We start from the raw sequence: 14,934 nt of genomic DNA on the forward strand, positions 1-14,934 counted from the left end.
AAGTTATACGGAATAACTCATAGGAATTCTAGTGCTTGTTTATGAAATATTTCCGATCTTGGGGCTGGTGAGCTTTGGCGATAGCGATTCGTGGCCTGCCCAGGCATTGCTGCGGGCCGGCTGTGTATTATGCTGAGCGAGTCTGTCCCTGTAGAAATCAAAATGACCCAAGAATTACTGTTCGATGTGACTGAGGGCGTTGCCCTGATCACGCTCAACCGCCCTGAAGCCCACAATACCCTGACCTCAGGGCTCATCGCGGGACTCGGCGCCGCCTATCAGGAATGTGATCAAAACGATGCTGTGCGTGTTGTGGTGGTCACAGGTGCCGGCAAGAGCTTTTGTGCCGGCGCTGACATGAGTGGCGGAGGGACGACGTTTGACAGCGAGGCGGTGGCGATGGAAGTGGACTCCTGCCCACTCAGCATGCAGGCCTGGGATGTGCGCAAGCCTGTTATTGCAGCGTGTAACGGCCACGCGGTCGGCGCAGGTCTGGGCATGGCAATGCAAACCGATATGCGGGTATTCGCGGATGAGGGCAAATACGGCTTTCTCCAGGTGCGTCGGGGTGTGGTGACAGATTTTGCGATGGAGTACGTGCTGCCGCGGGTCATCGGCATGGAGCGCGCATTGGAGTTGCTCATGCGCGGCCAGCGGCTGACCGGCCAGGAGGCAGTTGAGTGGGGCCTGGCCGGACGCAGCGTGCAGGCTGATCAGGTCCTCGACACGGCCATGGACATTGCCCGGGATATTGCCGTTAACAGCGCGCCGTTGGCCATGGCGTTCCACAAGCGCCTGCTTTGGCGGGGCATGGATATGTCTCTGAGCGACTTTGCGGGGTTGGAGAGTCGGGCACTTAACCTGAGCATGACGCGCCCCGATGCCATCGAGGGCGGCATGGCCTACTTTGAGCGACGCGCCCCCGATTGGCAGGGCTCGGTAAGCTCAGAATGGCCCGACTGGATGGCGGAAGCAGGGGACGACTAGCTCAACCCGGTTTAGTCGAGGCTGGCACGTCCACCTGTCGGGCGCGACGCTTACAGCGGCTCGCAGCTGAACACCGGGATATTGCGATCCGTCCTGGCCTGGTACTCATCAAAGTCTGAGTATGTCTCTACCAGCAGGGGCCAGAGCGCGGCTTTTTCTTCGTCGCTGACCTGGCGGGCCATGTACTCTCTCTCTTCACCGTCCGCCATGATCTTGATTTGGGGGTGCGCCTTGAGGTTGTAGTACCAGACCGGGTTCTTTGGCATGCCGCCGCAGGAAGCCACCAGCACCTTGTTCTCGCCGTCGCAAATATGAATCAGCGGAATCTGGCGGGTCTTGCCGGTTTTGGCGCCGGTCATGGTGACTAGGCATACCGGGCCACCCAGAAAGCTTTTCATGAGTCGGCCTTTGCTCAGGCGGAAGATCTTCGCCTGCGCCCGGCTGCCAAATTTCAGAAAAGCCTTAATCATTGGCAGCTGGCTTTCCTTGTACTGAACCACGTCTTCGCGGCGAGTTTTTACATAATCGTATTTTGTCATGGTGAGCTGTTCCCCTGATTCGAGGGCACAGCTTATCGGACGATTTCCCCGGTGCCAATCTGTGCTAGAATCGCCGCCTGTTTTTTGCCCCGCCACGCCCAAGAAAGTATGAGTATAGCGACCGACAAACTGGAAACGATTCGCCAGCAGGTACAGCATCATCTGGACCACGCCGAACAGCATCGTCTGGATCCTGCCCGTGAGGCTGCATTGATTGAGCAGATCAAAGCGCGGCTGATCGAGGAAAACGCTGTAATAGTGGCCCACTACTACACATCTCCCGTCGTGCAGGCCCTGGCTGAAGAAACCGGTGGTTGTGTCTCGGATTCCCTCGAGATGGCACGCTTCGGTAATGAGCATCCGGCGGACACGCTTGTGGTCGCCGGGGTCAAATTTATGGGCGAGACCGCGAAAATCCTGACGCCGGAAAAGCGCGTACTCATGCCCACACTGGAGGCCACCTGTTCTCTGGACCTGGGCTGTCCCATCGATGAATTTTCCGCATTCTGCGACCAGCACCCCGATCGCAAGGTTGTGGTCTACGCCAACACCTCGGCGGCCGTAAAGGCCCGCGCCGATTGGGTGGTCACGTCCAGCATTGCGCTTGAGGTGGCGGAACATCTGGCCGAACAGGACGAGAAAATCATTTGGGCGCCGGATCAGCACCTGGGTGACTATGTGCGCCGGGAAAGCGGTGCCGACATCATTATGTGGGACGGCGCCTGTATCGTGCATGAAGAATTCAAGGCGCGCGGTATCGCCGATCTCAAGGCGGTGTACCCCGACGCTGCCGTGCTGGTGCATCCAGAGTCACCGGCAGCGGTGCTGGAGCACGCTGACCGCGTGGGCTCTACGACCCAGATTATTCGCGCGGCCATGGAGATGGACAACAAGCAGTTCATCGTGGCAACGGATCAGGGCATCTTCTACAAGCTGCAGCAGATGGCACCGGACAAGGAATTCATTATTGCACCCACTGCGGGTGAGGGCGCTACGTGCCGCAGCTGTGCCAATTGTCCGTGGATGGCCATGAATGATCTGGAAACACTCGCGAGGGTGTTTGATCAGTCAGACAACGAAATCTTCGTCGACCCGGCACTGGGTGAGCGGGCCATGGTGCCGCTGACGCGAATGCTGGATTTCGCCGCCGACCTCAACCTGAAGGTCAAGGGCAACGCCTGATCCGTACACCGGGTTAGAAGCTTTCCATCTGCTGGCGCAGTAGCGCCACATCCCGCAGGCGCTGTTGCACCTGCGCTGTGGTGTGGTAGTCGTTGCGAGTGAGCTTCAGGGCGTAGCTAAGCTGCCGTTCTGCCTCGTCGAGAATACCATTGAGAATAAAGTACTCTGCCCGCGATTGGTGGAGGCCGGCGATATTGCCCGACAGTCCCTGAACCTCTGCCAATAGATACCATAGCCCCGGGTCAGTGGGCCGGCGCGTGCTCTGCGCCAGCAGTACTTCTTCGGCAATGTGCGCTTCACCGTTGGCCATGAGTGCCTTGGCGTAGGTCATGGTGAGCGGGTGATTGCCGGGGCTGAGCGCCAGGCGCTTACGCAGTTTTTCCGCCGCTTTCTCCGGCGTATTGCGCGCCATGTCGATCTCGGCATCGGCAATGACATATTCCAGGCGATCGGGATTACCCGACCAGATGCTGTCCAGGGCCAGCGCTGCCTCATCGGCGCGGCCAGCTTCGGTCAGCGACAGCACCAGCCCGTACTGTGCCGCCTCACGCGAGCGAGGTGTGCCGCCAAGCTCACCCTTGAAACGCTGTACCGCTTCTTCGGGTGTATTGGCCAGCTGTACATAGGCTCTGGCGCGCATCAACTGATAATCCAGGCTTACCGGGCGAATGGTTTTCGGGTACTGGCGAGCGCGGTTGCGGGTGTCGGCTATCCGGTTTTCAGACAGCGGGTGAGTGCGCATGAACTCTGGTATGCGTTCGCTGCTGGAGTAGCGCGAGGCTTGCAACATGCGCTCGAACATGGCCGGGGCAGCGTGGGGGTCCATGCCGGCCTCTACCATGGTCTGCATACCGATTCGGTCGGCTTCCTGTTCGTTGCCGCGACTGTAGCGCAAGGCATTGTTCTGGGCCGCGGCCTGGCTTGCCGCCAGAGCCGCCATGCCGGCATCGCCGCCGGCGGTGGCCATTAACACCAGGCCGGCAAGCATGCCTGCCAAGTTCATGGGCGTCTGGGATTTCTGAAACTCCACGCCCCTGGAGAAGTGACGCTGGCTCAAGTGAGCAATTTCGTGGGCCAGAACGGTGGCGAGTTCATCTTCTGTCTGGGCGTATAGCAACAGCCCGTTGTGTACCCCGATAACGCCGCCCGGTACCGCGAATGCGTTAATGGTCGGATTGTCGACCACCACCAGTTCCAGTCGTCGATCTTCGAGTTTGCTGTGTGTCGCCAACTGGTAGGTCAGGTTCTCAATGTAATCGAACATCAATGGGTCGGTGACGGTGGACACCTGGCTGCGAAAAATCTTCAACCAGGTGCGGCCCAATTGGTGTTCGAATTCAGCGGAGAAAAGGCTGGTGCTGGATTCGCCCAGATTGGGCAACTTGAGCTCTTCGGTATTGGCCCGGGCAGGCGCTGCCAGCAAAGACGCGGTCAGCAGCGCGCAGAGGAGCGTTGCCGTGGCGCGCAGCGAAGGAGTTGCCGGTTGGCGATTAAATTGCACTAACACAGACCAGATATCTTGTGAACCACAGTTGCCGAGCATTGTACTGCAATCAGTTACCCTTGGGGCAATGCCCCCTTGAGCAACTTAGAGCACATCGAGGGAGCGAAGTTCATTCGCACTTGCGTAATGCGTATACTTGGCCATCCTGAAAGTGTGGAACAAACATGACGGCAACAATAGAACTGGACGCAAAGGGGCTGGATTGCCCGATGCCACTGCTCAAGGCGAAGCGCGCCCTGAACAACATGTCGACGGGCGAGCGGCTGCGAATTACGGCGACCGATCAGGGGTCCATGCGCGATTTCAGGGTGTTCGCCGAGCAGTCCGGTCATCGACTGCTATCGTCGGAGGAATCCGCCGGCGGCGTTTATATCCACCTCATCGAAAAGGCCTAGGGACGGAACTGACGAATGTTCGACACTTTCAACAAATGGTATAAGCGCTACCTGTTTGAGGAGGAGGCCATCCTCCTGCTGGTAATGCTGGTGATTTCCGTCACGCTGGTGGTGACCATTGGCGATATTCTCGCGCCGCTGCTGGCGGCCATGGTGCTGGCGTTTCTGATGCAAGGTCTGTCGTCCAAGCTGCAGGGCTATGGGTTGCCTAAATGGGTTGGTGTGAGTGTCTCATTCCTTGTTTTTGTCGGTGCCTTCTTCGGCGTTACCCTGGGGCTATTGCCGTTGGCCTGGCGACAGTTCTTAAGCCTCGCTTCTGAATTACCCGCCATGTTGGGGAAAGGCCAGCAGCTGCTGGCGGTGTTGCCGGAGCAATACCCCGAGTTGTTCAGCGAGCAACAAATGAGCGACTTCGTCAGCATGGCGCAGGCGGAGGCTGCCACGCTGGGACAATTCGTGGTGACCCAGGGGTTGGCCGGTATCAGTGGCCTGTTCGCATTCATGGTTTACATGATTCTTATCCCGATTCTGGTGTTCTTTTTCCTGCGTGACAGAGAACTCATCCTGAATTGGCTGGGCGGCTTCCTGCCTGAAGAACGCCCGCTGTTAACCCGCATCTGGACCGAAATGAACCTGCAGTTTGCCAATTATGCGCGCGGCAAAGTGATCGAGATTATTGTCGTGGGTGCCGTCAGTTACGCCAGCTTCTCTTGGATGGGGCTGAATTACGCCGCTCTGCTGGCACTGCTGGTTGGACTGTCGGTCATCATTCCCTACATCGGCGCTGTAATCGTGACGCTACCGGTAGTGCTGGTGGGCTTTTTCCAGTGGGGCTTTGCCGGTGAATTTTATACGCTGTGTGTGGTCTATATTGTAATCCAGGCCCTGGATGGCAACGTGTTGGTGCCTTTCCTGTTTTCTGAGGCAGTGAACCTGCATCCTGTGGCCATTATTCTCGCCATTCTGTTTTTCGGCGGGATCTGGGGTATGTGGGGGTGTTTTTCGCGATTCCCCTGGCAACTCTGATTAAGGCGATTATTTACGCCTGGCCAAGTGGGGAGGGTGACCCGATGGAACTGCCCGCTCCAGACATCGAAACTGCTGTGGAGTAATTCATGCCGCTTTCTCACTTTGGGCGCCAGTATCTGCTGCTGCCCCTGCTGTTTGCTGTTGTTTTTGTCGTGGGCTGTGCCGGCTCGCCAGACCCGGACAGCATGCAGCCAGTGCAGAGTCCCAATGACGACCGGCAGTATCGGTTGCTGACGCTCGACAACGAGATGCAGGTGCTCTTGATCTCTGATCCGCAGACTCCCAAGGCGGCGGCCTCGCTGGATATTAATATCGGTAGCGGTGATAACCCCGAAGGCCGTGGCGGCCTCGCTCATTTTCTGGAGCACATGCTGTTTCTGGGGACCGAGAAATACCCGAACCCCGCTGAATACGAACAGTTTATTACCGAGCACGGCGGCAATCGCAATGCCTACACCAGCATGGAGCACACCAACTACTTTTTTGATGTAGATGCTGCATACCTTCCCGAGGCGCTCGATCGGTTCGCCCAGTTCTTCATCTCGCCGCGTTTCGATGAGGCCCTTGTCGATAAAGAAAAGAACGCGGTGCAGTCCGAGTATCAAATGGGATTGAAGAGCGATTCGCGCCGCGGGCTTGATGTACTGCAGCAGGCGATGAACCCGGAACATCCTTTTAGCCAGTTTACGGTAGGTAGCCTGGAGACGCTTGCTGATCGTCCCGACTCGAGTATCCGCGATGAGTTGCTGGCGTTCTACGATAGCCAATACTCGGCCAATATCATGCGCCTGGTGGTGCTTGGGGAAGAGTCGCTGGATGAGCTTGAGGCCATGGTCGTGCCCATGTTTTCACCGGTGCCGAACAAATCGTTCCAGCATCAGAGTATAGACGCACCTCTGTTTGCTTCAGGCGAGCTGCCAGCACTGTTACAGATTCAACCACAGGCGACGCGCCGGTTGCTCCAGGTACTGTTTCCACTGGGAGATTACCGCGACGACTACCAGGCCAAGCCCATGTCCTACCTGGGGAATCTGGTGGGCCATGAGGGAGAGGGCAGCCTCTTATCCCAACTCAAGGCCGAAGGTCTGGCTGAATCTCTGGCAGCCGGATCCGGCCTGGGTTGGCGCGGCGGCTCATTGTTCAGCGTGTCCGTAACCTTGACCGAGCAGGGCGTCGCCAACTATGACCGCGTCGTTCAGCTCTTGTTCGCTTATCTGGAGGTGGTTCGTGAAGCGGGCCCTAAAGAGTGGCTGTATGACGAGCAGGCCCGCGTGGCTGACCTGGCGTTCCGTTTCAAAGAGCGCGCCGAGCCGATCAATTACGTTGCCTCACTGGCCAGCAGCATGCACTACTTTGCGCCAGAGGATGTGTTGCGCGGTAACTACATGATGACGGATTACCAGGCGCAGATGCTTCGGGAAGTGGTTGCTCAGCTGACCCCGGACAACGCACTCGTGGTACTCGATGACCAGAGTGTGAGCACGGACAAGGTCTCGCCGTACTACGGTGTTCCCTATTCGCTGGCTCCCGCGTCTGCGGCGCAGCTTGCTGGGTGGGAAGCAAGCCCGGGGGATGTCGCGCTGGCCCTACCAGAGCCCAATGAGTTTATCGTCGACAATGTGGCGCTGGTTGATGTCGATCAGGAGATGGTCGGTAATCCGCAGCGCGTATTGAATGAGCCGCGCAAGCGGATATGGTTTGCTCAGGACGATGAATTTCGCATTCCCAAGGGGGCTTTGTACGTCAATTTCCGCTCGCCCCTCGCGGGCCAGAGTGCAGAGCAGGCTGCGCGGGCATCGCTATACACCGCGGTAATACGCGATCAGGTGAATGAATACACCTATCCGGCCTTGCTGGCGGGTTTGAATTTCAGCTTCTACAAGCACGCCCAGGGGATTAGCCTGCGCATCAGTGGCTATACCGACAAACAGTTTGTATTGCTCAAAGACATCCTCGAAGACATTGCTGAGGGTGACTTTGAAGCGCAGCGGGTTGAGAACATTCGAAAGGATATGATCCGGGGTTTGGAAAACGCGGTTGCCAAGCGACCTTCCAGCCAGGTGTTCGACGATTTACGAGAATCACTGTTGCGCGGAGAGTGGGGTGAGCAGGCGCTGATCGATGCCCTGCGCAATACCGATCAGGCAACGCTGGGCAACTATGCCGAGGCTTTCTGGCAAAGTGCCACCGCCGAGGCGCTGGTGTACGGAAATTATGAGCTGCCCGCTACCAAAGAACTGGCGAAGATGCTCGATATGGTTGTGCCCGAGGGGGCGCCACCGCAGTTGCCTCTGCTGCAGGTGACCCGCCTGACTGAAGGTGAGCAGGCGTTATACCCGGTGACTGTGCAGCATGACGACTCCGTGCTCGCGTGGTACCTGCAAGGGGCTGGGAATAGCTGGGATGATCGCGCTGCGACGGCGCTTACTGCCCAGATCATGAAGTCAGGCTTCTTCCAGCAGCTGCGTACCGAGCAACAATTAGGCTATATCGTCCAGGCATTTTCGTGGCCGCAGTTTGACGTGCCCGGCCTGGTGATGCTGATTCAGTCACCGGTGGCTGACGGTGCCAGCCTCGCCTCCGCCATGCAGGCCTTTATGGCCGGAGTCGAGGGTGATCTGGATGAGGCCCAGTTTGCCCGTCATCAACGCGCGCTGGTGAACGAAATCAATCGCCCACAGAAGAACCTGTGGGAGCGGGCCGAGTTCTACTGGCAGTCTATTGCCAAAAAACGCTTCGAGTTTGATGGTCGTGAGCAATTGGCGGCCGCGGTTGAAGCGCTGACCATGGAATCCTGGAGCGCTTACTACCAGGAACACTTCCTCAGTGAGGCGCGTTCACTGCAAGTTGTCGCGCCCGGCAAGTGGGGCAAATTACCCGCTGGTGAGCAAACTCGGTACTCCTCGGCTGCCGATATCAAGGCATCTCACGGTTATTACCAGGTTCAGTGATTCTTGTAACAAAACTACAGAATCGGCAATAAACGACGCTATTTTTCATGCCAAAATGGAACTAATATTCCATTTTGGTCGCACATAGAGTAATATTTTTACAAACAAGGCCGCCCGGAAGCGATTTCCCGGCGGCTTTGTTCGTATTTACTATACTGGGATGGCGGCTATTTCTTTATTAAGTTCTAAAAAGATACCCTCAAGATCCCCCATATTTGCAGGTGTAGGGCATGGCAGACGATAAAGATCCGATTGAAACCAAAGAGTGGCTGGATGCCCTCGATGAAGTGATTCGCAATAGTGGTCCGGAAAGGGCTAATTACCTGATGATGGCCCTGGGACGCCATGCACTGGATAACCGGGTCAAGCTGCCTGATTCGATCACCACGCCCTTTGTGAACACGATCTCCGCCGACGACGAGAAGCGGATGCCAGGTGATTTGTTCATGGAGCGGCGCATTCGCTCACTGGTGCGCTGGAACGCCCTCGCCATGGTGATGCGGGCCAACGACAATGACGAAGGTCTGGGCGGCCATATCTCCAGCTTCTCGTCCAGCGCCACCCTCTATGATGTGGGTTTCAACTATTTCTTCCGTGGCAGTGACGGCGATCACCCCGGAGATCTTGTGTTCTACCAGGGCCATTCAGCACCGGGCATGTACGCCCGCTCTTTCCTGGAAGGGCGCCTGAGTGAGGCGCAGCTGGATAATTTCCGCCGTGAAGTCGACGGCAATGGCCTGTCCTCTTATCCGCATCCCTGGTTGATGCCCGACTACTGGCAGTTTCCCACCGTCTCCATGGGGCTTGGCCCCATCCAGGCCATTTACCAGGCGCGCGTCATGAAGTATCAGCAGCACCGCGGTCTGGTGGATCACGGTGATCGCAATGTCTGGTGTTTCATGGGCGACGGCGAGTGTGATGAGCCCGAATCTCTGGGCGCCATCTCTCTGGCGGGCCGCGAAAAAATGGGTAACCTCAACTTTGTCATCAACTGCAACCTGCAGCGCCTCGATGGCCCGGTGCGTGGCAACGGCAAGATTATCCAGGAGCTCGAGGGCGTGTTCCGCGGCGCTGGTTGGAATGTGATCAAGGTCATCTGGGGTCGCAAATGGGACTCACTGCTGGCCAAGGACGAGTCCGGTCGCCTGCGCCAGCGTATGGATGAGGTCTGCGACGGTGAGTTGCAGAACTACAAATACAATGGTGGCGCCTACACCCGCGAGCATTTCTTCGGCAAATACCCTGAGAGCCTTGAGTTGGTGAAGGACCTGTCAGACGAGGAGATTATGTACCTCAACCGTGGCGGTCACGATCCCTATAAAGTTTACGCCGCCTATGCCCAGGCCGTGGCGGAGACCGAGCGCCCCACGGTGATTCTGGCCATGACAGTAAAAGGTTATGGCATGGGTGAAGCCGGCGAGGCGAACAATGAAACCCACTCGCTTAAAAAGTTGGATATGGACAGCCTCAAGGCTTTCCGCGACCGTTTCGGTATTCCTATCGGCGACGAAGCCCTCGCCGACGTGCCTTACTACAAGCCTGCCGAAGACAGCCCCGAGGTGCGTTATATGCGCCAGCGCCGAGAGGAGTTGGGGGGCATGATTCCCGCGCGCCGCAGCGAGATGGAACTGCTGCAAACACCGCCGCTGGATGCGTTTGCCAAGCAACTGGGAAGCAGCGGCAAACGCGCTATTTCCACCACCATGGCTTTTGTCAGGCTGCTCTCCAACCTGGTCAAGGACAAGGCCATTGGCGAGCGAATTGTGCCCATTGTGCCTGACGAAGCACGCACTTTCGGCATGGAGGGCATGTTCCGTCAGCTGGGTATTTATTCGTCCGTGGGGCAGCGTTACACGCCCCATGACGCCGGCCAGATCATGTTTTACAAGGAAGATATCAAGGGCCAGATTCTCGAGGAGGGCATTAACGAAGCTGGCGCCTTCTCCGCCTGGCTGGCGGCGGCAACGTCCTACAGCACCAGCGCCTACCCCATGGTGCCGTTCTATATTTACTACTCGATGTTCGGCTTCCAGCGGATTGGCGATCTGGCCTGGGCGGCGGGCGATTGCCAGGCACGGGGCTTTCTTATTGGTGCCACCGCTGGACGCACCACGCTAAACGGTGAGGGTTTGCAGCACCAGGATGGCCACAGTCATTTGCAGGCCAGCACTATTCCCAATTGCGTCAGCTATGACCCAGCTTATGCCTACGAATTGGCAGTTATTATTCAGGACGGCCTGCACCGCATGTACGAACTGGGTGAGAACAAGTTCTATTACATCACCACCATGAACGAAAACTACGTGCAGCCGGCTATGCCTGAAGGCGTTCAGGAAGGCATTATCAAGGGCATGTATAGCCTGCGCAAAAGTGAGGCAGGGCACTCGCTGAGTGCTCAACTCATGGGTGCGGGGACCATTCTGCGCGAGGTGGAAGCTGCCGCAGAGATTCTCGAATCAAGGTACAACGTTAATGCGGATGTCTGGAGCCTCACCTCCATCAATGAGCTGCAGCGCGAAGGCAAGGCGGCGACGCGCTGGAATATGCTGCACCCGGAGGAGGCGCCGCGTGTGCCCTACGTTACTCAGCTGCTGGACGGCGCGTCAGGTCCGGTCGTGGTGGCCACGGATTACATGAAATCCTATGCCGACCAGATCCGCGAGTTTATTCCCGGGCATTTCACGGCATTGGGGACCGACGGCTTTGGCCGTTCCGATACCCGCTCACGCTTGCGTGATTTCTTCGAGGTAAGCCGCGAATTTGTCGTTCTGGCAACGCTCAAGGCACTGGCGGATGAGGGTGCTATCGAGGCGTCGGTGGTCACCGCCGCCATGGCTGATCTCGGTATTTCCGCCGATAAATTCGACCCCCTCACGGTATAAGAAAAGGATAATCACGTGGCTAAGCAACAAGTAACAGTACCGGATATTGGCGGCGCCGAAGGGGCTGAGGTCATCGAGCTTCTCGTCGCGGTTGGGGATGCAGTTGAGGTTGATCAGGGCCTCTGTGTGCTGGAATCCGATAAGGCTTCCATGGAGATTCCGTCGTCGGCGGCGGGAGTGATCGTGGAAATTCTGGTCGCCGAAGGTCAGGAATTAGCTGAGGGCGCACCGGTCGCGGTTATCGATACCGGCGCTGAGGCGGAGGCAGAACCTGCTGAGCCGGCGCCAGCGGATACTCAGCCTGACGCAGCGCCCACGGCTGAGCCTGCTGCTGTACCTGCAGCCGCCCCTGCGGCTACAGAGGTGGCGTCCGAAGTCGTCCCTGTGCCAGATATCGGCACTGATGACGCGGTGGAGCTGATCGAGATCGCAGTCAGCGTTGGCGATGATGTGTCTGAAGGTGATTCGCTGGTCGTGCTTGAATCTGACAAGGCCTCCATGGAGGTTCCCGCACCCTTTGCCGGTGAGGTGGTAGAGATCCGCGTCAATGAAGGTGACCAGGTCAAACAGGGCGACGAACTGGTCGTGCTGAAGGGCGCGCAAGTTGTAGCTGCACCTGCGTCCGCGCCCGCGCCAGCGCAAGAAGAGGCACCGGCAGAATCCCCCGCGGCGCCAGCGCCTGTCGCCGCGGCAGTGCCCCCGGCAACCCCGGCGGTGGCCCCGGCTGCGGGTGGCAGTGTTTATGCCGGGCCCGCAGTACGCAAGTTGGCCAGGGAATTTGGTGTGCCGCTGGGCGAAGTGACCGGAACCGGTCCGCGCGGCAGGGTGCTCAAGGAAGACTTGCACAGCTTTGTGCAGCAACGACTCAAGGCGCCTGCGGCGGCATCTACCAGCGGAGGCGCCGGTATTCCCGACATTCCGGAAGTAGACTTCGGACAGTTCGGGGAAGTCGAGACCACCGCGCGCTCAAAAATGGACAAGGTTACCGCCAGCAACATGCAACGCAGCTGGCTGAATGTGCCCCATGTGACGCAATACGACGACGCCGATATCACCGATCTGGAGGCGTTCCGCGCGAGCATGAAGGCTGAAGCCGAGCGCCGTGGCACTAAACTCACACCCATGCCGTTTATTCTGAAAGCCTGCGCTGTCGCACTGCGGGATAATCCCAAGTTCTGTTCCTCTCTGGCCGACGGCGGTGAGTCACTGGTGTATAAAAAATACATGCATATCGGCATGGCCGTGGATACCCCGGCCGGGCTGGTGGTGCCCGTGATTCGTGACGTCGACAAGAAGTCGATCTGGGAACTCTCCGAAGAAGTGCTGGCCATGGCAGCCAAGGCGCGTGACCGCAAGCTGCGCCCTGTTGATATGCAGGGCGGATGCTTCACGGTGTCCAGTCTGGGTGGTATTGGCGGTACCGGATTCACGCCCATCGTCAATGCACCGGAGGTAGGTATTCTCGGCGTGTCCCGGGCGGACATGAAGCCGGTTTGGAATGGCAGTGAATTCGCTCCGCGCAAAATGCTGCCCTTGTCGTTGTCCTATGACCACCGTGTGATTAACGGTGGTGACGGCGGCCGGTTCATGAGTCAGCTGGTGTCGCTGTTGGGCGATATTCGCCAGATCATCATGTAGCCACTCCCCGTTCTGGTGCCAGTGGCCGATTTTGGTGCTATTGGCACAGAACCTGCTACATTCGGAGTAATTCCATTGTGCAAGGTGGCTAAACCATGGCAGAGCGAGGCCAAGACTGGCAGCAGGCGTTTTTGCAAGCGCATGCCCTGCCGCCTGACTACCTCCCATCTGCACTGAAATGGTTCGCGCCGGTGGCCCAATTATTGGTCGAGCACCAAGGTAGTGCAGGGCGATCCATTCTTGTAGGGGTTAATGGCAGTCAGGGCTCTGGCAAAACCACGCTATCGGATTACCTGGTAGCGCATTTCAGGGCTGAATACGATCTTGAGGCGCTGGCCCTGTCTCTCGATGACTTCTATCTAACGCTCGCTGAGCGGCAATCCCTGGCAGAGCACAGTCATCCGCTGTTCCTGACCCGTGGTGTACCCGGCACCCACGACATGGCCCTGCTGCAGTCGACGCTGCAGGCGCTGCTGGCCGGTGAGAATCCGGCGGTTCCCCGCTTTGACAAAGCCATCGACGATCGTCGCCCCGAATGCGATTGGGATCAGCCGGCGCGTCCGGTCGACATTATTCTACTAGAGGGCTGGTGCCTGGGGGCGCAAGCTGTCGAGGAGGACGCACTGGTCGCCCCAATCAATGCGCTTGAGCGTGAGCAAGATGCTGACGGCCAGTGGCGCCGCCGGGTCAATAACGTCCTTGCCAGACCCTTTCCTGAGCTTTATGCACTGGTGGACCAGTGGTTGATGCTCAAGGCACCCTCATTTGATTGCGTTTATCGCTGGCGGCTTGAGCAGGAGCAGAAATTGGCTGCCTTTCGCTCTGGCCGCGGGGTGATGTCCGCCGAAGGTGTCGCCCAGTTTGTACAGTTCTATCAGCGGATTACTGAACAATGCCTCGCCGATTTGCCCGGGAAGGTGAATCACCTGTTCACGCTCGATGAGGCGCGGCGAATTGAAAGCTACCTGGCGGCACCGGGAGTGCGGCTGTGACCCCGAGGCTGGTGTTTACCGATCTCGATGGGTCGCTGCTGGATCACGATACCTATAGTTTCGAGCCGGCCTTGCCAGTGCTAGCCATACTGCGAGAGCAGGGTATTCCGCTGATTCCGGTCACAAGCAAGACCCGTGCAGAGGTAGAGCGCTTGCGCCAGCACCTGGACAACGCCGATCCGTTCATCGTGGAAAACGGTGCCGCGGTGATGATTCCCGTTGGCTATTTCGCGCAGCAGCCAGCGGATACTGAGGTCCGTGGCAGCTACTGGGTTCATGAACTGAGTGCACCACGCGAGGTTTGGCAGGCGCAGCTGCAGACGCTGCGGTCGGACTACGCCGGACAATTTGAGACCTTTGCAGATATGGGGCCATCAGGCATTGCCCAGGGGACAGGGTTGGCATTGGCTGACGCTGAGTTAGCCAATTGTCGTGAGTACAGCGAACCGCTGCGCTGGTTGGGCTCGGTAGAGGACCGCAGCGAATTTATTGAGCGATTACGTCACGCGGGTGCCACGCCATTGCAAGGAGGGCGCTTTCTGTCCGTGGCCGGGGCCTGCGATAAGGGGCGGGCGCTGCGCTGGTTGCGCGGTGCTTATCAGCAGGCTCTCCAGGCGTCTACCGTGGACGACCTTGCTGCCGGCGACAGTGGCAATGACGTGGCAATGCTGGAGGCGGCGGGTACCGCGCTTGTCATCCGCTCTCCGGTACATGATTTTCCGGTGGTTAAACGCGTCAACCAACTCATGCACAGTCGGGCTTTTGGCCCGGCAGGCTGGGCGGAAGGTGTGCTTCAGTGGCTGGCTATTGCTGACCACAACGATTGATTAAGGAA

Annotated in this window: 11 protein-coding genes; 9 read left to right on the forward strand and 2 right to left on the reverse strand. The window is 58.1% G+C overall.

What is annotated here, in order from left to right; all coding sequences use genetic code 11:
• Nucleotides 1-162 precede the first annotated feature (162 nt).
• Nucleotides 163-987, forward strand: a complete 825-nt coding sequence (locus BST95_RS08410; protein ID WP_084201109.1) for an enoyl-CoA hydratase/isomerase family protein — start codon at nucleotides 163-165, stop codon at nucleotides 985-987.
• Nucleotides 988-1,037: 50 nt separating this feature from the next.
• Here the strand turns inward: BST95_RS08410 and BST95_RS08415 are convergent, their stop codons facing one another.
• Nucleotides 1,038-1,526 carry a nitroreductase family deazaflavin-dependent oxidoreductase gene (locus BST95_RS08415; RefSeq protein WP_084198892.1) on the reverse strand — a complete coding sequence of 163 codons (489 nt, stop codon included), beginning with the start codon at nucleotides 1,524-1,526 and terminating at the stop codon, nucleotides 1,038-1,040.
• 108 nt (nucleotides 1,527-1,634) lie between these two features.
• On the opposite strand from BST95_RS08415, the gene nadA reads away from it, so the two are divergent.
• Nucleotides 1,635-2,708, forward strand: coding sequence for a quinolinate synthase NadA (nadA, locus tag BST95_RS08420; protein ID WP_066058134.1), 1,074 nt, complete (start codon nucleotides 1,635-1,637; stop codon nucleotides 2,706-2,708).
• 13 nt (nucleotides 2,709-2,721) lie between these two features.
• Here nadA and BST95_RS08425 read toward each other — a convergent pair whose 3' ends face one another.
• Nucleotides 2,722-4,209, reverse strand: a complete 1,488-nt coding sequence (locus BST95_RS08425; RefSeq protein WP_229801666.1) for a M48 family metalloprotease — start codon at nucleotides 4,207-4,209, stop codon at nucleotides 2,722-2,724.
• Between the two features lie 167 nt (nucleotides 4,210-4,376).
• Here BST95_RS08425 and BST95_RS08430 point away from each other — a divergent pair, with 167 nt between their 5' ends.
• The 7 genes from BST95_RS08430 to BST95_RS08460 all read left to right on the forward strand — a co-directional run bounded on the left by BST95_RS08430 (nucleotide 4,377) and on the right by BST95_RS08460 (nucleotide 14,926).
• Complete coding sequence (locus tag BST95_RS08430; RefSeq protein WP_066058137.1) at nucleotides 4,377-4,607, forward strand: sulfurtransferase TusA family protein; 231 nt, start codon at nucleotides 4,377-4,379, stop codon at nucleotides 4,605-4,607.
• A gap of 15 nt (nucleotides 4,608-4,622) precedes the next feature.
• Complete coding sequence (locus tag BST95_RS08435; protein WP_338073414.1) at nucleotides 4,623-5,633, forward strand: AI-2E family transporter; 1,011 nt, start codon at nucleotides 4,623-4,625, stop codon at nucleotides 5,631-5,633.
• Between the two features lie 89 nt (nucleotides 5,634-5,722).
• Nucleotides 5,723-8,587 (forward strand): insulinase family protein, encoded by a 2,865-nt coding sequence (locus BST95_RS08440; RefSeq protein WP_229801665.1) that lies wholly within the window; start codon nucleotides 5,723-5,725, stop codon nucleotides 8,585-8,587.
• Between the two features lie 230 nt (nucleotides 8,588-8,817).
• On the forward strand, nucleotides 8,818-11,469 hold the full coding sequence (gene aceE / locus BST95_RS08445; protein ID WP_084198894.1) for a pyruvate dehydrogenase (acetyl-transferring), homodimeric type: 2,652 nt from the start codon (nucleotides 8,818-8,820) through the stop codon (nucleotides 11,467-11,469).
• A gap of 15 nt (nucleotides 11,470-11,484) precedes the next feature.
• Nucleotides 11,485-13,107, forward strand: coding sequence for a dihydrolipoyllysine-residue acetyltransferase (aceF, locus tag BST95_RS08450; protein WP_084198895.1), 1,623 nt, complete (start codon nucleotides 11,485-11,487; stop codon nucleotides 13,105-13,107).
• Between the two features lie 95 nt (nucleotides 13,108-13,202).
• A complete protein-coding gene (locus BST95_RS08455) occupies nucleotides 13,203-14,099 on the forward strand; it encodes a hypothetical protein (protein WP_084198896.1) in 897 nt (298 codons plus the stop codon).
• Nucleotides 14,096-14,926, forward strand: coding sequence for an HAD-IIB family hydrolase (locus tag BST95_RS08460; RefSeq protein ID WP_084198897.1), 831 nt, complete (start codon nucleotides 14,096-14,098; stop codon nucleotides 14,924-14,926). The genes BST95_RS08455 and BST95_RS08460 overlap by 4 nt, the downstream gene beginning before the upstream one ends.
• Nucleotides 14,927-14,934: the final 8 nt, after the last annotated feature.

This window comes from Halioglobus japonicus (assembly GCF_001983995.1).
In the GTDB taxonomy this organism is placed as follows: domain Bacteria; phylum Pseudomonadota; class Gammaproteobacteria; order Pseudomonadales; family Halieaceae; genus Halioglobus; species Halioglobus japonicus.